This window comes from Prauserella muralis (assembly GCF_003202285.1).
GTDB classification, from domain to species: domain Bacteria; phylum Actinomycetota; class Actinomycetes; order Mycobacteriales; family Pseudonocardiaceae; genus Prauserella_B; species Prauserella_B muralis.
In genome coordinates, this window is sequence record NZ_MASW01000004.1 from 76,138 (window position 1) to 93,881 (window position 17,744).

Genomic DNA, 17,744 nt, shown 5'->3' on the forward strand with positions numbered 1-17,744 from the left:
GTCATCCGGCGGGAATCGACTCGGCCGTTTCCGCCTCGTCCGCTGCCCTGGGGGTGGCGTTGTCCGGGCCGCGCAGGGCGATGTAGACCAGCAGCGCGCCGGTGACGACGACGCCTGCCCACATGGCCTGCTGCCAGCCATCCACAAAGGACTGCTGGGCGGCCTGGACGATCTGTGGCGCGTGCGGGCCGGCGCCGGCCGCGACCTCGACGGCGTTGGCGACGCCTTCGCGGGCGGTGTCCGCCGCCTGTGGGGGGACGCCGTCGAGCCGGCCGTCCATCGCGCCGCGGTAGCCTGCGGCCACCAGTGCGCCCAGCATGGCGACGCCCAGCGCGGTACCGAACTCGCGGGTGATGTCGTTGAGCGCGGAGGCAACGCCCTGCTTTCCACGCGGCAACGAACGGGTGATCGCCTCGGTGGACGGCGTCATGGACAGGCCCATGCCGATGCCCATGGCCACCATGCCCGGCAGGATGGCCACGTAGCCGCCGTCGACGGAAACGAACAGCGCCATCAGCAGCAGGCCCACACCGGCAAGGGTGACGCCCGCGGCCATGGTCGACCGGGAGCCAACGCGGGCGGCGAGGTGGGGGGCCAGGCCGGACGCCAGCATCATCATCAGCGCCATCGGCATCATGGCCGCCGTCGACAGCAGTCCCGACCAGCCGAGCACCGCCTGGAAGAACGGGAACAGGACCACGGCGATGCCCGCCTGGACGCCGAACACCACCAGCAGTGTGATCGAGCCGCCAGCCAGGCCGCGCTCGCGGAACAGGCGCACGTCCAGCAGTGAGGCATCGCGGCGGTACCGCTCCCAGACGACGAAACCGAGGGCGGCGGCGAGGCCGACACCGAGAGCGATCAGCGTCACGAGGGCGGTCCAGCCGCGTTCGGGGCCCTCCTGCAGCACGAAGATGAGGCTGACGACGGCGATGGTGGACAGCAGCGCGCCGATGGTGTCGAAGGAATGTGCCGAGCGCTCACGGGAGTTGGGCACCGACCTCAGTGCCATGCTCAACGCCACGATGATCAGGGCCACCGGCAGCGCGAACAGCCAGCGCCAGTCCGCGACGTCGACCAGCAGCGCGGACAGGAACATGCCGAGGACGCCGCCCCCTCCGGCGACGCCGGTCCACACGCCGATCGCCTTGCCACGCTTCTCGTCGGGGAAGGTGGAGGTGATGACGGCGAGGGTGATCGGCATGATCATCGCGGCGCCGACACCACCGGCCGCACGTGCCGCGATCATGACCTCGGCGGCCGGGGCCAGGGCCGCCACGACGTTGGCGATGCCGAACAGGCCGAGTCCGGCGATCAGCATCGGCTTGCGGCCGAGCCGGTCGCCGACCGCGCCGAGCGGGAGCAGCAGCGCGGCCAGGGCCAAGGGGTAGACGTTGATGATCCACAGAACCGTGTCGTAGGACGCGCCGAACTCGACCGCCAGGTGGGTCTGGGCGACGTTGAGCCCGGTCACCGACGCGATGACGGCCATCAGCGCGATCGAGACGGCGATCAGGATGGTCCGCAGCTGACGCGCGTCCGGTGCGCCGTCCCCGCTCCCGGCCGCGGCGGCCCCCTGTGCGGGCTGGTTCGTTGTCATGGGTTCCTCTCCGTAAGGCAGTGTGGAGGTCGGCACGGGCATCCCCCCTCGTGCCGTTTCCGTCGGGTGCGGCCCGATTCGATCCGGGCAGCTGACGTCGACGTTAGGCCGGGCTTGCACAGAGGGCATATGACGTTGCTTAAGACGCAAGAAGAGAGTTCGCTGGACGGCCTCGTACGCAAACGCCTCCGCGCTCCACGGATGGCGCGCGCCCCCACAACCAGTCCTCACTGGGCCGCATCGGGAACGGTCGGCGCCGCCTGGCGGTGACCCAGCCTTCGACCGCGACGCCCGGCGCGGACACCGGCCCTTGCGCGCCCGGCAGCACGCGCGACACAAGCCTTGCCTATAACGCAAGACTGTGTGCTTACGGCGCATACCGCGGTTAAGGTGGCGGCATGGCGCACACATCCGGCCCTCACCAGGGCCACCCCGAGCACGGCCACCAGCACGACGCCGGCAGCGGACAGGCGGAGGTCCTCGACCTGGACGCCGACGTCCTCGCCGAGCACATCGCCGCCATCACCGAGTGGCTGCCCCTGAACAGCGAACCCCGGCAGATCGTGGACCTGGCCTCCGGCACGGGAGCGGGCACCTTCGCGCTGCTCGACCACTTCCCCGAGGCGCACGTCACGGCCGTGGACGCCGTGCCAGGACACCTGCAACGCCTGCGGGACAAGGCGTGCGCGCGCGGTGTGGGCGAGCACGTGCACACCGTGCTGGCCGACCTCGACGACGCCACGTGGCCCGATCTCGGAACGCCCGACCTGGTGTGGGCCTCGGCCGCGATGCACCACATGGCCGACCCAGGCCGCGCCCTGCGCACCGTCCGCGACCTGCTCGCGCCCGACGGCCTGTTCGCCGTCATCGAACTCGCCGGCCTGCCCCGCTTCCTGCCCCCCGGCGCTCCCGCAGGCCGGCCCGGCCTGGAAGACCGTCTCCACGCGGCGGCCGACCGCCTCCACGCCGCGCACGTGCCCCACCGCGGCGCCGACTGGGGGCCCATGCTGAACGCCGCCGGATTCACCGTGGCAGGCAAACTCACCGTCGCCGTCGACCTCGACGGGTCCCGCAACCCGGCGATCAGCCACTACGCCCTCACCGTGTTGCGGCGCATCCGCGCCGTCGCCGCCGCGGAACTCGCCAAGGACGACCTCGCCGCCCTCGACGAACTGCTCGACACCACCAGCCCGCACAGCATCCCGCGCCGGAAGGACCTCGTGCTGCGCACCGAACGCACCGTGTGGGCCGCGCGCCGCGACTGATGCGCCGGTAGCGGGGAAAGGGTGCACTGTCAAAAGTCCGGCACAGGACGGGATTCGCCCCAGCGGCAGGACCCTCCTCCCGCGCACTGTAGCTCGGACTGCTCATGTCGGGCCGGGACGACCGTTCAGCGTGAGGGCGGCTTGATGTTGTCGCGGGAGGGGAAGGCCGCCGGACGCCGTTCGGCGAAGGCACGGAGGCCTTCGCGGGCGTCGGGAGACGCGAAGGCCTTCTGCCCGTACAGGGCCTCACTGTGGAACGCCTGGTCTTGCGGGAGGTCGCCAAGCCGCAGGACCGCTTCCTTGATGGTCGCGAGGGCCGTGCCGCTCTTGCCCACCAGCCGATGCGCGCGCCGCAACGCCGTGTCGAGCAACTCGCCGGCCGGAACCACCTCATTCAGCAACCCGTACCGCAGCGCCTGCGCTGCGGGTATCCGGTCGCCCTCGAGCATCAGCTCCATCGCCCAGACGTACGGGATCTGCCGCGTCAGCCGCGTGAGCGTGCCACCGGCCGGCACGACCCCGACACCGCTCTCGGGAAAGCCGAACGAAGCGGTGTCAGCCGCGATCCGGATGTCAGTGGACAGCATGATCTCGAAGCCACCGCCCAGGCAGAGGCCGTTGACCGCGGCGATCACCGGCTTGAACAAGGTGGTGTGCTTCTGGTGCGCACCGTCCCACTCCGAGATGTCGAACCGGCCGTCGGCCAGGGCCGGGATCGACTCCGTGAGGTCGGCACCGACACAGAAGGCGCTGTCGCCTCGGCCGGTGAGGATCGCGACAGCGAGCGATTCGTCGTCGCGCACCTCGGTGAAGGCCGCAGCGAGTTCCTCGTACATCGCGAGCGTGAGCGCGTTGAGCTTGTCCGGCCGGTCGAATCTGATGATCGCCACCGCGCCGTCGCGCTCGAAACTGATCCCGCCCATCAGATCACGCCCTTCTCGCGCAGCTCGGCGATGCGCAGATCGTCGACGTCGGCGAGCGCCCGCAGAACGGTGTCCGCGTGCTCCCCGACCTTCGGTGCGAGCCCGCGCGGCTGGGTCGGCGTAACGCCCAGCTTGATCGGCGAGCCGACCATCCGCAGCTCCCCGAACTCGGGGTAGTCGACGCCGACCACCATGTCCCGCGCGGCGATCTGCGGGTCCTCGACCACCTCCCCGATGTCCTTGATCGCGCTCAACGGTACGGCGTCACCGACGATCTCCTCCAGCTCCGTCTTCGTCCTGTCCTCGAACCAGGTGTGCAGCAATGGCCGCACCCGCCGTTCGTACACCTCGGGAACGAACCGTTTGGCCATCGTGTCGATCTCGGGGTCCTCGGCGAGTTCGGGTTGTCCGAACAGGTGGCAGGACAGCCGCCAGAACTTGTCGGTGTACCCGCCGAAGAACACGAATCCGTCCTTGCACGGGTAGAGCTCGTAGGGCTTGACGAAGGGATGCTCGTTGCCCAGCGGTCCCGGCACTGTGCCGTCCACGGTGTATGTCACCACGGCGTTCTCGGTCAGACTGAGTACCGAGTCCTGCTGCGACACATCGACCATTTGTCCCTGCCCCGATCTCTCCGCGTGCCGGAGCGCGGCGAGCGTTCCGATGACGGCGTAGAGGGTCGCGGACAGGTCGCCGATGATGGTGCCCACCCGCGCCGGCGGCCGATCGGGGAATCCGTTCATCGACCACAGTCCGCCTGTGGCCTGGGCGCTGTTGTCGTAGGCAGGCCGCCGCCGGTACGGCCCTGTCTGCCCATAACCCGAGATCGCCGTGTAGACGAGGCGGGGATTCTCCGTGCGCAGCACATTGTAACCGACGCCGAGCTTGTCCATCGTTCCCGGCCGGAAGTTCTCGACGAGGACATCGGCGCGCCGCACAAGCTTCTTGAGCAGGTCCTTTCCATCCTGAGTGGACAGATCGATCGTGAGCCCGAACTTGTTGCGGTTGTACTGGGCGAAGAACGCGCTCAGTTCCTCGCCGGTGCCGGCCTGCAGCTTCGGCGGGAAAGCCCTGGCGTAGTCTGGTTCCTTCGGGTTCTCGATCTTGATCACGGTCGCACCGAGATCGGCCAGCAGCATCGAACAGAACGGACCAGCCACGACCCGCGTGATGTCGAGGACCACGATGCCGCGCAGCGCACCCCGGGACAGTCCACCGGGAAGCATCCCCGCGATCCCACCGTCGTCGTTGATCGTCATGCTTGCCTCTCATCCCTCGATGACATGTCAGCTGGTCGCCACATCCACCCGGACACGTGCCTCCAGCAGGGTTCCGCAGGAAGGACTGTAGAACTCGTCGATCAGCACGCGGCGGCCCTCGGTGCGCGGGCGGGCGCGGACACCGTGCTCGGCCAGCCGCCCGGCGGCGACATGCGTGACCTTCCGCGCCTCGTCACGCCAGTCGTCGCCGTCGCCGAGGCGGGCGCCACTGGCGGGCACGTACCAGCCCTCGGCGTCGCGGCGCGGCGCCGACGATCCGGCCGGGGACGTCGGCGGAACCTGTCGGGCGGGAGTGTCACCGCCGAGCCGTTCCCGGCGCAGCGCGGCACGGGTTCGCCGTGTGGTGGCCTCGTCGACGGTTCCGTCGGTGACAATCACGCCGTAGGTGCGCTGGGCGGTCTCCGCGGTGACGTAGCCGTCGCGGACATCGGCGGCGACGAGCTGTGGGTCGCGCAGCAACGGATCACCGTAACCGCCGCCACCGGCGATCCACTGCACCAGCACGTCCCCGGCGCGGATCGTGACCGACTGCTGGTTGATCGCCAGGAGCTCCTGTTCGGCCGCGCTCACCGTGTCGCGAGTGGGAACCTGGCCGTCGGCCAGGAGCCGGGCGACGTCCGTCCGGCGCCAGACCTCGTGGCCACTGCCGCCGCCCGGCAGACCGCCACCGAACCCGTCGGCGACCACCTGGGCGTTGGGCGCGAACACCGTCTGCGTGACCTCCTGGGCACCGTGCAGCGTCCACGCGAAGCGCAACCCGAGCCCGCCACGGTGGGCACCGTGCCCGGCACTTTCGGTGCTGAGCTGTTTCCACAGGTACAGCACCGGATACAGCATCTCGTTCATCTCGACGTCCGGCAGCATGTTGTTCACCTGCGTCATCATCCCGGCGCAGTCGAGCCCGTCGTGGTCCGGCTGCGCGCCCGCGCCCATGCCACCACCGTCCATGTTGAACAGCACGAAGTAGTCGCCGTCGTCGGTAGTGCCGGCCGAGATGCCGCCGGTCCACGAATCGCCCCACACACCCTGGGTGCGGTCGCGCACCGTGTCGTCATCGCTACGACGGCAGGCCTCGTTCATCAGCTTGGTGACGACGCGGCTGACGCGTGCGCCGGTGGTGAGGTGGCCGTTGCTGATCGGCGCCGGTGGCCGGGGGTTCACGATCGATCCGGGCTCGGCGATGATGTCGAACGCGGTCATCACGCCCTCGTTGAACGGGACATCCCAGGCGAGGATCGGAACGATCGCGGTCGCGACACTGCCGACCAATGCGCCGTAGCTGCAGTTGACGAACCCGTCGGTCTGCTCGCTGGAGCCGGTGAAGTCGAAGGTGATCTGGTCGTCGCGTTTGGTCATGGTGCACGCGACGCGGTAGAGCTCGTCAACGTGTCCGTTGTGCTCGGTCCACTCATCAGCGTGGTAGATGCCGTCTGGGATGCGCGAGATGCGGTCCCGTACGACCTGCTCGGCCAGCTGGAAGGACAGCTTCGTGTACTCGCGGAACCGCTCGAGCCCGAACTCCTCGATGCTGCCCAGCAGCCGCCGGATGCCGGTGTTGTTGCTCGCGACGAGACTCCGCACGTCGTTCCAGAAGAGCGCGGGGACACGCACGTTGTTGAGCAGGATCCGGCGCACCCACTCCACGGGCTCGCCCCGGTCGAAGATCTTGACCCCTGGCGGCAACCGGAGCGCCTCGGCATAGCAGTCGTGGGCACCGGGCGCGAACCCGCCCGGGGTCATCCCGCCGACGTCGATCAGGTGCGCCTGGGACTGCGCCCAGCCGATCAGCTCGTCACCGTGGAAGATTGGCGAGATCACGTTGGTGTCCGGCGGGTGGCTCGCGCCGGCGGTGTGCGGGTCGTTGCAGATGAACGCGTCCCCAGGAGCCAGCGTTTCGCCCTCGATGGCCTGCACCAGGTTCTGCACGGCGACGCTGCCGGAACCGATGTGGAACTGGACGTAATCGGAGTAGGCGTAGATGCGCCCGGCCGGGTCGAACAGCGCGGTGTTGAAGTCACCGGCCTCGGTGATCACCGGCGAGCCGGACGAGCGGATCATCGCGATGCCCATCTCCTCCACGATGGAGTCCAGGCGCATGCGGATCACTTCGAGGGTGACCGGGTCGAAGCCATCGGGCAGGGCGATCGGAGTGCTGGTCATGGTCGTCTCCTTCGACGAGTCGGGCGGGGTCAGCGGTCGGCGAGACGCAGCAGGAAGTCGCCGCCGCCGGTGAGCTCGACGGTGGCGCCGCCCGGCACGTACACCGTGGTGTCGGGCTCCTCCAACAGGCATGGGCCGTTCGCGCGGCCGAGCGCCCCGAACCCGCGGTGGACGTCGGCTTCCACACGCTCGCCCGTGAGCGGCTCGATCACTTCCCGGCGGGACAGCTCGTGCCGCTCCTCGCCAATGTCCGCGACCTGGTCGACGGTCTGCACGTCACTGCGACCGACGGCCCGCACGCGCGAGTTGACAAGCAGGATCTCCGCCTCGGTCCAGGCGGTGCCGGTACCGAACTCCTCCTCGTAGTCGGCGATGAACTGCGCGCGCAGCGCGTCCTTGTCCGCCTCCCCGAAGGTGCCCGCAGGCAGGCGTGTGGTCACCTCGAAAATCTGGCCCACGAACTTCATGTCCGCCTCGCGGTACAGCTCGCGCCTGCCCTCGGGTATCCCCTCGGCCTCGAACCACGCCTGGGCACGTTCCTCGAGCGCGGCGAACTCCTTGTCCAGCGTGGCGGCAGGCTGGTCCATCGTCCACGGACTCGTCTGCACCGCGGAGAACACCGAATCGGCGTGCATGAGACCATGCGCCGAGAACACCGCCGCGTTACGCGGGATCACGACCTCACGCACCCCGGCTTCGGCGGCGATACTCGCCGCGAACAGCCCGCACGCGCCACCGAAACCGACGAGGGTGAACTCGCGCGGGTCGTGACCGCGGTTGACGGTGATCTTGCGCAGAGCGTTGGACATCTGCGACGTGGCCAGCCGGTACACGCCTTCGGCGGCCGCCTCCTCGGTGATGCCCAGTGGCTCGGCCACGTGTTTGCGCAGCGCCTCCCGCGCCTGGCCCTCGTACAGCGGGACCGCGCCGCCGAGGTAGTAGTCGGGGTTGATCAGTCCGAGCACCAGCACGGCGTCGGTCACCGCGGGCCGGGTTCCGCCCTTGCCGTAGCACGCAGGCCCCGGCGTCGAACCGGCGCTGTGTGGGCCGACGCGCAGCAGGTTCCGGCCATCCACCCAGGCCAGGCTTCCGCCGCCCGCACCGATGGTCTCGATGTCCACGGCCGTCAGGCTCGTGGGCAGGCCGCCGATCTCGGCACGCGGCAACAGCCGGAACTCGTCGTCGATGATCGCCGCCGCGTCGAGGCTCGTGCCGCCCATGTCCGCGGTCAGCACTCGGCGGCGGCCGAGGTGCCTGCCCAGCAGACGCGCTCCGGTGACACCGCCCACCGGGCCGGAGTTGAACATCGAGATCGGCGCCTTGCCGGTTTCCTCCACCGACAGGAACCCACCGTGGACCTGCATGATCTGCACGCGAGCCCGCAGCCCTCTCCTCCGCAGTTCGTCGGCGAGGTGGTCGAAGTGCGACGCGACGATCGGCTTCACCGCGGCGTCCAGCGCGGTGGTGACCATGCGTTCGTATTCCCGGTAGACCGGGGTGAGCTCGCTGGACAGCGTGTACGGGACGTCCGGGTGGTGTTTGTCGAGGTAGTCGCCGATTGCCTGCTCGTGGGCGGCGTTGCGGAAGGACCACAGCAGGCAGACCGCGATCGTCTCGGCGCCCATCGCCAGCACTGCGTCCACGGAGGTGGCGATCGCGTCGCCGGTGAGCGGGACGAGCACGGTGCCGTGGGCATCGACCCGTTCCGGGACCTCGATGATCCGGCGGCGCTCCACGATGTCAGGTGGTGCCGTCATCTGGTGCGGGTCGCGCTCGTCGGTCCGCGCCGACCGGGCGATGCGCAGCGTGTCGCGGAAACCCTGGGTGGTCAGCAGCCCGACGGCGGCATACTTCTGCTCGTCAACGGCGTTGGTGACGATGGTGTTGCCCAGGACGAACCGGTCGACCGCGGAGAAGAACTCGGCTTCGGTCAGCCCCGCGCGGTCCTGCAGAACCCCCAGGGCGCCGAGGATCCCGGTGGTCACGTCCTTGGTCGAGAACGCCTTGCCCCGGATCGCGCGCCCGTCGACGATCGCCACGGCGTCGGTGAACGTGCCACCCACGTCAATTCCCACGTGAAGCGTCATGCTCGCTGTCTCCTTTGACTGCGTCGGTGCGGATCGTGGTGTGGACGCTACGAGCGCGCGGGTCCCCAGAGTATGTATCGTCCGCCCAGAATGCACGGTCCCGTCCTGGACCATCGGCATAGGAAGGCGAGGTGGTCGTCATGGCCGACACCATCCCGGTCGAGGTCGTCATCGGCCTGATGCAGGCGGCGTCGGCGGCGGAGGACGTCGATGTCAGCGGCCTGCTCGCGGACGTGGACCTGCCCGAGGAAGACACCACACGGATCGCCTACGAGGTGCGGCGGCTGCGCGCGACCTCGGACCGCTGGCGCCGCCGGGGCCAGGAGCTGGCGGCGCTGTTCTCGTCCGCGCGCGAACTCGCCCAGCTCCGTGACGTCGATGAGCTGCTCGGCCGCCTCGTGGAGCGAGCGCACGATCTGGTGGGCACCGACGTCACCTACCTGTCGGAGTTCGACGCGGAAAGCCGGGAGCTGCGGGTGCGCACCACCTTGGGGACCATCGCGCCGTCGTTCCTCGGCCTCCGGGTGCCGCCTGGGATAGGCCTGGCCAGCCAGGTCGTCGAAGGACGCCGTCCGTATTGGACGTCCAAGTACGCGGCGATGACCCAGGCGCCGCACGATTCGGCGATCGACGCCGTTGTCGCTGCGGAGGGCCTCGTATCGTTGCTCGGCGTCCCGCTGCTCGCCGGCGACGAGGTCATCGGTGTACTGTTCGCCGCGAACCGCGTCGAGCATGCCTTCGCCCCCGAGGAGATCTCGCTGCTGTCGGCATTCGCCGACCACGCCGCGATCGTCCTGCAGACTGCCCGCCTGCTAGCCCGCACCCAGGACCTGGCCGACGAGGCGCAGCGCGCCTACGCCGAGCTCACGCGGCACGTCGAGGCGATGGAACGGGCCAGCGAGGTGCACAGCGATCTCACCAGTCTGGTACTCGAAGGCGGTGAAGCGCCGGACGTCGCGACCGCGCTGGGCCGGGCGCTGCGCTGCCGTGTCACGCTCCTCGAGCCTGGACAGCTCGACGGGCCGGTCGCCGAAGCGGTCGATCAGAGCCGCCGCAGTGGACGGTGCGCGCCCGCGGGCTACGGCAGCTGCGCGGTCGCCGTTGTCGCCGGGCCGACGCTTCTGGGCGCTCTGCTCCTGGAGGAAGGCGAGGTCGAGTTCGGCCCGGTGGAGCGGCGCACGGCCGAACGCGCCGCCCAGATCACCGCGTTGCTCAACCTCAAGGAGGACGCCCTGGTCGAAGCCGAGCAGCGGGTGCGCGGCGACCTGCTGGCCGACATGCTCGCCGACGACCCGGACCGTCGCCACGACATCGCCGCCCGCGCCCGCGCCCGCGGTATCCGGCTTGACGAGTTCCGGTCGGCGGTCGTCGTCGCGGTGCCGGCCGAACTGCGCCGCGAGGCCGTGCGCGCGCTGCGGCGGACCGGTGGCCTGGTCGGTGAGCACACCGACCGAGTCGTGGCACTCACCGCCGACCCCGATCCGGCCGTGGCGAGCACGGTCATCCACTCCACGGTGAGCCGCTCGGTCCGCGCACCGATCCTGGCCGTCGGCGCGGGCTTCGCCGACGGCGACGACCTCCGCGCCCAGGTCGACGGGGCCTCGGCCTGCCTGCGCGTCCTGCCGTCGCTCGGGTTGAGCGACGCCGCGGTCACCGCCGACGAGTACCTGCCCTACACCGCCCTGTTCGGACCGGGGGAAACCCGCGTGACCGCCTACCTGCAGCGAGTGATCGGCCCTGTGCTGAAGTGGGACGCCGAGCACGCGGGCAAGCTCCTGCCCACACTGGCCGCCTACCTCGGCAACCGCATGAGCCCGGTCGCCACAGCCCGTGCCCTGCATCTGCACAAGAACACCGTGCTCCAGCGGCTGGAACGCGCGAGTGAGCTGCTCGGTGAGGATTGGCAGGAGCCCGACCGGCTGTTCCGGATCACCGTGGCCGTCCGACTCGCCGAGGTGACCAGAAGTCCATAGTGGCCCCAGCAGAATTGGATGATCGGTCCGTTCCGGGCCGGTGGCACGCGAACTAGCGTCCTCCCCGTATCGCGCCACAGCGAGGTGGGAGGAGCGCCATGCCGCGCACGAGTCGTATCCAGGGTCTGCGGGACCTCACCGTCGAGGCCCGGCGCAAGTCGGTCGCCGAGGCCGCCGGCGTCGACCCCGAGTCGATCGCTGCTTTCGACCCCGCTCATGGGCTGGGCCTCGGGCACGCCGACCATATGATCGAGAACGTGGCCGGGATCCTCGGCGTCCCGCTGGGTATCGCGACGAACTTCGTGGTCAACAGGGCCGAGGTCCTGGTGCCGATGGCAACCGAGGAAGCCTCCGTGGTGGCCGCGGCAAGCAACGCCGCCAAGATCGCGCGCGTGCACGGCGGATTCACCACGTCCTCGACCGCGCCGGTCATGCAGGCGCAGGTCCAGATCGTGGGTGTCGCGGACCCCGAGGCCGGGCGCGTCCGGCTGCTGGAGGCCCGGGAGGAGCTGATCGCGCTCGCGAACGCCCAGGACGAGAGGCTCGTCGAGTTCGGCGGCGGGGTCCGCGACATCGCCGTCCGGCTCGTGTCGTCGCGCGTCGGTACCTACGTGGTAGCGCACCTGCAGGTGGACGTGCGTGACGCGATGGGCGCCAATGCGGTCAACACCATGGCCGAGGCCGTTGCCGGGCGTGCGGCCGACATCGCGGGCGGGCGGCCCCTGCTGCGGATCCTCACCAACAAGGCCGATCTCCGGCTTTGCCGCGCCCGGGCCGTGTTCGACGCGGCGACGCTCGGCGGCGCCGAGGTCGTCGACGACATCATCCACGCCGCCGCCCTCGCCGAAGCCGACCCGTACCGTGCCGCCACCCACAACAAGGGCATCATGAACGGCGTCAGCGCCGTGGTGCTCGCCACCGGCAACGACACCCGCGCGGTCGAAGCCGGCGCCCACTCCCACGCGATCTCGGAGTCCGGGCGCTACACCTCGCTGTCGCGCTTCGAACGGGACTCCGACGGCAACGTGGTCGCCACCCTGGAGTTGCCCATGCCCGTCGGTCTCGTCGGCGGTGCCACGAAAGTGCACCCGGCCGCGCAGGCCGCGCTCACCCTGCTCGGCGTCCGTACTGCCGCCGAACTGGCGGAGATCATCACCGCGGTCGGCCTGGCGCAGAACTTCGCCGCGGTGCGGGCGCTGGCGACCGAGGGCATCCAGCGTGGCCACATGGCGTTGCATGCGCGCAACATCGCCACGACCGTCGGCGCCACCGCCGAGGAGGTGCCTGCCGTTGTCGCCCGGATCATCGCCGACAAGAAGGTCCACGCCGACCACGCCGAGCGAGTCCTCGCCGACCTTCGCGCCGGACGATGAGGGCCACGACAGCGAACGGCTCGCTGGCCTTCGGGAGGAGGTCGCGCCGCCACCCGGGCCGCCGGAACGGCCTCCAGCGGCCCGGAACGTCCGATCAGGACCGCAGCGGCACCGGATCGATGCTCTGGTCGTTCGCCGTCAGGTCGATCCCGTAGTCCTTGGCGAAGACCATGTAGGTGCTCTCCAGCACGTCCTCGGTGTGCTCGTTCAGGGTGTACACACGGGCCCCGCGCAGCCGGTTGCGCTCGGCACCGGACAGTCCGTAGGTGCCGAAGCCGGTGTTGCCGGCGTAACCGAGGAGCACGCCGTAGTAGTTGCCGTGGTAGGTGTTGACGTGGTCGTGCCCGCAGAAGACGCCCTTGACGTCACCGCGGGCGAGGATCGCGTTGAACATGCCACTGTTGAACGGCCCGGGGCACTCCTCCTCGTTGCGCTCACCGACGATGCCATGCCGGGCCACGGCGCGCGCGTGGTCGGCGTCGGTGCGGCCGTCGACGCTGCCGAACCACATGAAGCGGTACTCCCACAACGGAATGTGGATGAACATCAGCCCCGGCACCGTGCGGCCGACCTGCCGCTCGATCTCCACGGACCGCTGGAAGTACCAGGCCACCTGGTCCATCCGCAGCCAGTCCCAGGTGGGGTAGCCCGCGAAGTCCTGCCCGGCGATGGTGTCGGGCGCGTAGCGGCCGCTGTCGAGCAGCCACAGGTTGAACACCGGCTTGGTGCCCCGTGAACCGTGGATGAACAGGTTCATGTTGCCGGTGCCGGTGACGCCGCGCGGGCCCCGCTCGTTGACGTTGTAGGCGTAGGAACGGTAGAACTCCAGCATCGCGGGCTCGTCGAGACCGCCCTTCGCGGTGGAGTCCTCGTCGTGGTTGCCGTAGGTGATGGCCCACGGGATCCTTCGGTCCTCCATCGGCCGCACGACGTTGTTCATCGCCTGCCGCATCTCCAGCTCGCTGTCGCAGCCGCCGGTGATGTTGTCGCCGTTGAGGATGACCAGGCCAGGCCGCTGGTCGTCCAGCACGGCGTCCATCAGCTCCAGGGTGCGGCGGTCGATGCGCTCGTCGTCCTGGGTGTCGTTGAACTGCACGATCTTGTACGTGCCGTCGGCCCGGAAACGCAGCTTCCGGCTGGCCGGCGCGGGCGCCGCCGACGCGGCAGGAGTCGCGGCGCCGAGCGCCACGGTCGCGGCGCCCAGGCCGCCCAGCGCCATGAACTGGCGTCTGCCGACGCCGGCTTCGATCGATTCGGGGGTCGCGGAAAGGTCGGGCTGTTCGTTCATCGTCGTCCTTGGGTGTCGGTTCTCGGGCACGCGGACGTTATCGGCGGATCGCGACCGCACGGTGCGGCATGGCTAGCTCCATGCGGCGAAACCGTGAACATCTGGGCAACTTACGCCCGGTGCTCTGACCGTGCCGGTCTGCACCGAGCACCGAATACCCACTGCGGCCGTCGTCGCTCGGCGACCGCATCCGAGACGGACTGGGGCGTTTCAACGGCTGCTGTCGCTCAACAGCAATCGCTCGACGATGGCCTTGAGTGCTGACGCGTCGTCGGGCCCGAGCCGGTCCAGCAGGTGGCGACGGGTCGAGGCGTTCAGGGCTGGCACCGACGCCTCGATCGTGCGGCGACCCTCCGGTCGCAGCGCGACTTCAACGCCGTTCGCCACCTTGTCGCGCGCCACGTAGCCACGTTTCTCCATCCTGGTCAGTTGGTGCGAGAGCCGGGTCCGATCCCAGCCCAGGACGGCGGCGAGGGCGTTCTGCCGGAGGACGCCGCCCGATTCGTACAGACACACCAGGACGCTCAGCTCGGACTCCGAGAGGCCGGACGCTGTGGTCATGTCGGCGACGACCGCGGCGCGAACCGTCTCGTGCGCGCGCTTCCACAGCAGCCACAGCTCAGTGGCCTCCCCCGGGCCTACTGTTGACATATCAACATCACCCCTTCTAGTATTCGACCTTACAAGGCGACCCGCACGTAAGGACTTCTGCGATGCTCGATGCCCGACGGCACTACCTCAGCCTGCGCGCTGTGGCGCTTCTTCCACTCGTGCTGTTCTTCCCAGCTGTCATCGCCTTCTTCGTGAATCCAGACGTGGCGTGGGGGGAATACCTGGGCGTCTTCTTCCACCTTTCCATCCTCTTCCTCATTTCGCGCCTGGATGCGCCATCGTGGGCCAAGGCCGCCGGCTACGGCTGGGTGACTCTGGACGTGCTCGCCGGCATCCTGATGATCAACGACATCCCGTACGACACGGCCTGGGCAGTCCGGCTCGGCGGGCATGTGCTCGCCGGCGTGTGGATCGTGTCGAGTTCGCTGGTCAGTAAGGCCTGGCCGGTCACCGTCGTCGGCACGATCACGGGGCTCTGGCTCGCCTCGTATTCCTTTGTGGGGAACGTACTTCCTGAGTCGTTCCTCAGTCCGGCCGGCATCTGCATCCTGGTCTGGTTTGCCCTCGTGGCCATCTTTCACCGATCGGTGGAGGAGCGATCGGCGGCGCCGACGAGCCCAGCATCCGTGTAACGGACCTCGCGCCTGCCCCGGTCGGCGCGGTACGCCCGGAATCGCGGCGGCCGTGCCGGCCGTGACTGGCACCCGGAACCACCTGGCGGATCTCACGCCAGCGCCAGTCCGGCGCCGACGAAGCGCGACTGCGATCGCACCCGCAGAATCCTCCGTGCCACGCCTCTGCGAGTACTGTCCCGCCGCGGGAAAGCGCCGGTTCCGCCCGCGCGACCCCCGGTAGAACGACTCGTAACAGTACAGAAAGTCCTCACACTGTCAGACGGACGAAATCATCCGCATGGAGGTATCGATATGGCGGCAGGTCCTGCAAATCTGACTTCATGAGAGCTGCTACCAAGAGAAAGATTGGGCAGCTGTGGGGGTACCTACTTCTGGGGGTCGTAGGCTACGGCTGGTTCGGTGCTGACTTCTCACCACTTTGGATGCGGTCTTGTCCACACTCGTTCTGATCTACACGCTCTTTCAAGCACCCATGTGGTGCTGCGCGGTTACACGGAACGAAGAGCCATGCAGAAACAATGCTTATGGAATATTACTCGGATGCCATCTTCGTCAACATAAGTGGCAAAAGCTCAAAATGTCCATGCAGTTCAGCATGTGGGGTAAACTTGCTGGTCGCGTTCTATCCAACATTGGCGGGGTAGCTGCGTCGATTTCAGCGATCGCAGCCAGCGCATCAGCCGCGATCGCCCTGGCATCCCTGGCTCTGAACTAAGTATCCGGGCGTGAAGCCAGCGCTCACGCCCCCGAACGCGACCAGATCGGGTGGTGCTGGCGAACAAGGCCTACTCCGCGCGGGCCCACCGTGCTTCCCTGCGTGGCCGTCGGATACTGGCGACCATCCCGGTCAGGAGTGACCAGAAGGCGCACCGAACATCGCCGGGCGGCACACGCGGCAGGCCGTCCACCGGTGCACTTCCTGCACTGTCCACACGGGACCATGGGGGCGAAGACGACCATGTCGCCGACCTTGGTGCAGCTGTGGCGACCCCGTGGCACCGCCTCGTTCAACCGCGGCACCACACCGGTCGACCTCCCGGGCCGCGTCACGGTCTTTCGACCCGGCCGGGACCGTCGTCGCCCGCTGGGGCGCGTCGACCACAATGCGCGGCCGGGGACTTTCGTCGCTCCGCACGCGATCGCCGTGGACTCCGTGGGCGACGTCTATGTCGCGGAGGTGACCGGCACCTTCGGCGTCCAGGCCGGCCGGGTCCCCGCGAGCCTCGGCGACCACCAACTCCAGAAGTTCGTCCGAACCACCTGAGGCGGGAACATCATGCGACGCAACGACGGACATATCAGGACATCCCACGGCGGCGGTACGGATTGCGGGATCGGTTCCCGCGTCGGGCACGAGGGGATCGCGTGGGCGAAGCTGCGTGCACTCGGCGAGGGCGCGGCGATCGCGAGCGAGAGGTTGTGGCCCTGAGCAGCTGGCCGACGCCGTTCCGGCCGCGGAGATCCGCGCGATCTCGATACGAGCGAGGACAGGTTGAGCGCGCACCCGCAACCGGCGAAGTGCCAAGTCCGCCAGGAACCTTCATGAGTGCGGGTCAGGCCGTCGCTGGCGTCGTCATCGTACGTCGCGCACCAGGACTACGACACCGTTGGCGAGCGAGATCCACTCCGCCCGTGGACGGTGAGCGGTCTTGGCGGCCGGCGTGCGGCATGAGGTCAGCCGAGCCGGAACCGGGCTACCGCGCCACCCTTGGGCTCGACCCACATGTCGAGCACGAGATCCGCTTCGGATCCGCCGTTGAGGTAGCGACTGAAGTCGGTGACACCGGCTTCGGAGAGGATGTCGTCGTCGATGACGAGGTTGCCCGTGTAGGTGCGGCTGTCCCGCACCAGGATCGCGTGTGCGGCGTCTGCCATGATGGCCGCTGTGCGCGATCGGCGTGCCAGATCGCCGCCAATGACGTTGCGAACGGCAGCGGTGTCGATGGCGGTCCGGGGCCACAGCGAATTTGCCGCGATGCCGTCGTTGCGCAACTCCTCGCTCAGGCCGATGGTCAGAAGGCTCATCCCGTACTTGGCTATGGTGTAGGCGGTGTGCGTGGAGAACCATTTGCGGTCGAGCGAGATGGGCGGCGACAGGGTCAAGATGTGCGGGTTCTCCGACGCCCGAAGGTAGGGGATGCTCCGCTGAGACAGGTGGAAGGCGCCCCGCGTATTGATGTCACTCATCAGGTCGTACTTCTTCATGGAGATGTACCCGGTCGACGACAGGTCGATCGCGCTGGCGTTGTTGACAACCACGTCGATACCACCGAATGTGTCCGCGACCTCACGCACGGCGGCCTCCACGAACGCGTCGTCCCGGATGTCGCCCACGAGGGGGAGCGCACGGCCGCCGGCTTCCTCGATCGCCGCCGCGGCTGTGTGGATCGTGCCAGGTAGTGCGGGATGGGGCTCCGACGTCTTCGCCAGGAGTGCGACATTCGCGCCGTCCCGAGCAGCGCGTACCGCGATGGCCTCGCCTATGCCGCGGCTCCCTCCGGAGATCACGAGAGTCCTGCCTACCAGTGTCATCTGGCGCTCCTTGTCG

General features: G+C 68.9%; 13 protein-coding genes. 5 read left to right on the top strand and 8 right to left on the bottom strand.

Annotated features, from left to right (window positions below; genetic code table 11):
• Position 1: 1 nt before the first annotated feature.
• Positions 2-1,600: an MFS transporter gene (locus tag BAY60_RS20365; RefSeq protein WP_112282647.1), complete on the bottom strand. Its 1,599-nt coding sequence runs from the start codon at positions 1,598-1,600 to the stop codon at positions 2-4.
• A gap of 398 nt (positions 1,601-1,998) precedes the next feature.
• Between BAY60_RS20365 and BAY60_RS20370 the strand changes: the two genes are divergently transcribed.
• Positions 1,999-2,865, top strand: a complete 867-nt coding sequence (locus BAY60_RS20370) for a class I SAM-dependent methyltransferase (protein WP_112282648.1) — start codon at positions 1,999-2,001, stop codon at positions 2,863-2,865.
• 125 nt (positions 2,866-2,990) lie between these two features.
• Here BAY60_RS20370 and BAY60_RS20375 read toward each other — a convergent pair whose 3' ends face one another.
• From BAY60_RS20375 to BAY60_RS20390, 4 genes are read right to left on the bottom strand one after another with little or no spacing between them, the layout of a single operon-like run.
• Positions 2,991-3,788 (bottom strand): enoyl-CoA hydratase/isomerase family protein, encoded by a 798-nt coding sequence (locus BAY60_RS20375; protein WP_112282649.1) that lies wholly within the window; start codon positions 3,786-3,788, stop codon positions 2,991-2,993.
• Complete coding sequence (locus tag BAY60_RS20380) at positions 3,788-5,047, bottom strand: CaiB/BaiF CoA transferase family protein (protein ID WP_112282650.1); 1,260 nt, start codon at positions 5,045-5,047, stop codon at positions 3,788-3,790. The genes BAY60_RS20375 and BAY60_RS20380 overlap by 1 nt, the downstream gene beginning before the upstream one ends.
• Before the next feature lie 27 nt (positions 5,048-5,074).
• Positions 5,075-7,228 carry a hydantoinase B/oxoprolinase family protein gene (locus BAY60_RS20385; protein WP_112282651.1) on the bottom strand — a complete coding sequence of 718 codons (2,154 nt, stop codon included), beginning with the start codon at positions 7,226-7,228 and terminating at the stop codon, positions 5,075-5,077.
• Between the two features lie 29 nt (positions 7,229-7,257).
• Positions 7,258-9,315: a hydantoinase/oxoprolinase family protein gene (locus tag BAY60_RS20390; protein WP_112282652.1), complete on the bottom strand. Its 2,058-nt coding sequence runs from the start codon at positions 9,313-9,315 to the stop codon at positions 7,258-7,260.
• 140 nt (positions 9,316-9,455) lie between these two features.
• Here BAY60_RS20390 and BAY60_RS20395 point away from each other — a divergent pair, with 140 nt between their 5' ends.
• Positions 9,456-11,288 carry a helix-turn-helix domain-containing protein gene (locus BAY60_RS20395; RefSeq protein ID WP_112282653.1) on the top strand — a complete coding sequence of 611 codons (1,833 nt, stop codon included), beginning with the start codon at positions 9,456-9,458 and terminating at the stop codon, positions 11,286-11,288.
• A 98-nt stretch (positions 11,289-11,386) separates the two neighbouring features.
• Entirely contained in the window at positions 11,387-12,661 is a 1,275-nt protein-coding gene (locus tag BAY60_RS20400; protein WP_112282654.1) for a hydroxymethylglutaryl-CoA reductase, degradative, read from the top strand.
• Between the two features lie 94 nt (positions 12,662-12,755).
• Here the strand turns inward: BAY60_RS20400 and BAY60_RS20405 are convergent, their stop codons facing one another.
• Together BAY60_RS20405 and BAY60_RS20410 are read right to left on the bottom strand one after the other, a co-directional pair.
• Positions 12,756-13,949 carry a metallophosphoesterase family protein gene (locus BAY60_RS20405; protein ID WP_112282655.1) on the bottom strand — a complete coding sequence of 398 codons (1,194 nt, stop codon included), beginning with the start codon at positions 13,947-13,949 and terminating at the stop codon, positions 12,756-12,758.
• 210 nt (positions 13,950-14,159) lie between these two features.
• Positions 14,160-14,510 (bottom strand): MarR family winged helix-turn-helix transcriptional regulator, encoded by a 351-nt coding sequence (locus BAY60_RS20410; protein WP_245992714.1) that lies wholly within the window; start codon positions 14,508-14,510, stop codon positions 14,160-14,162.
• 152 nt (positions 14,511-14,662) lie between these two features.
• Here BAY60_RS20410 and BAY60_RS20415 point away from each other — a divergent pair, with 152 nt between their 5' ends.
• Together BAY60_RS20415 and BAY60_RS37245 are read left to right on the top strand one after the other, a co-directional pair.
• Positions 14,663-15,193, top strand: coding sequence for a hypothetical protein (locus tag BAY60_RS20415; RefSeq protein ID WP_112282657.1), 531 nt, complete (start codon positions 14,663-14,665; stop codon positions 15,191-15,193).
• A gap of 961 nt (positions 15,194-16,154) precedes the next feature.
• The gene (locus BAY60_RS37245; RefSeq protein ID WP_170160484.1) at positions 16,155-16,460 is read left to right on the top strand and encodes a hypothetical protein; all 306 of its coding nucleotides are present in this window, start codon (positions 16,155-16,157) and stop codon (positions 16,458-16,460) included.
• 410 nt (positions 16,461-16,870) lie between these two features.
• On the opposite strand, the gene BAY60_RS20430 is transcribed toward BAY60_RS37245, so the two are convergent.
• Positions 16,871-17,728 (bottom strand): SDR family oxidoreductase, encoded by an 858-nt coding sequence (locus BAY60_RS20430; RefSeq protein WP_112282660.1) that lies wholly within the window; start codon positions 17,726-17,728, stop codon positions 16,871-16,873.
• Positions 17,729-17,744: the final 16 nt, after the last annotated feature.

What these genes read in the sequence shown, in the direction of transcription:
- BAY60_RS20410 (WP_245992714.1), bottom strand. Translation starts at nt 14,510, where the DNA reads ATGACCACAGCGTCCGGCCTCTCGGAGTCCGAGCTGAGCGTCCTGGTG.
- BAY60_RS20390 (WP_112282652.1), bottom strand. Translation starts at nt 9,315, where the DNA reads ATGACGCTTCACGTGGGAATTGACGTGGGTGGCACGTTCACCGACGCC.
- BAY60_RS20370 (WP_112282648.1), top strand. Translation starts at nt 1,999, where the DNA reads ATGGCGCACACATCCGGCCCTCACCAGGGCCACCCCGAGCACGGCCAC.
- BAY60_RS20375 (WP_112282649.1), bottom strand. Translation starts at nt 3,788, where the DNA reads ATGGGCGGGATCAGTTTCGAGCGCGACGGCGCGGTGGCGATCATCAGA.
- BAY60_RS20385 (WP_112282651.1), bottom strand. Translation starts at nt 7,228, where the DNA reads ATGACCAGCACTCCGATCGCCCTGCCCGATGGCTTCGACCCGGTCACC.
- BAY60_RS20365 (WP_112282647.1), bottom strand. Translation starts at nt 1,600, where the DNA reads ATGACAACGAACCAGCCCGCACAGGGGGCCGCCGCGGCCGGGAGCGGG.
- BAY60_RS20415 (WP_112282657.1), top strand. Translation starts at nt 14,663, where the DNA reads ATGCTCGATGCCCGACGGCACTACCTCAGCCTGCGCGCTGTGGCGCTT.
- BAY60_RS20405 (WP_112282655.1), bottom strand. Translation starts at nt 13,949, where the DNA reads ATGAACGAACAGCCCGACCTTTCCGCGACCCCCGAATCGATCGAAGCC.
- BAY60_RS20380 (WP_112282650.1), bottom strand. Translation starts at nt 5,047, where the DNA reads ATGACGATCAACGACGACGGTGGGATCGCGGGGATGCTTCCCGGTGGA.
- BAY60_RS20395 (WP_112282653.1), top strand. Translation starts at nt 9,456, where the DNA reads ATGGCCGACACCATCCCGGTCGAGGTCGTCATCGGCCTGATGCAGGCG.
- BAY60_RS37245 (WP_170160484.1), top strand. Translation starts at nt 16,155, where the DNA reads ATGTCGCCGACCTTGGTGCAGCTGTGGCGACCCCGTGGCACCGCCTCG.
- BAY60_RS20430 (WP_112282660.1), bottom strand. Translation starts at nt 17,728, where the DNA reads ATGACACTGGTAGGCAGGACTCTCGTGATCTCCGGAGGGAGCCGCGGC.
- BAY60_RS20400 (WP_112282654.1), top strand. Translation starts at nt 11,387, where the DNA reads ATGCCGCGCACGAGTCGTATCCAGGGTCTGCGGGACCTCACCGTCGAG.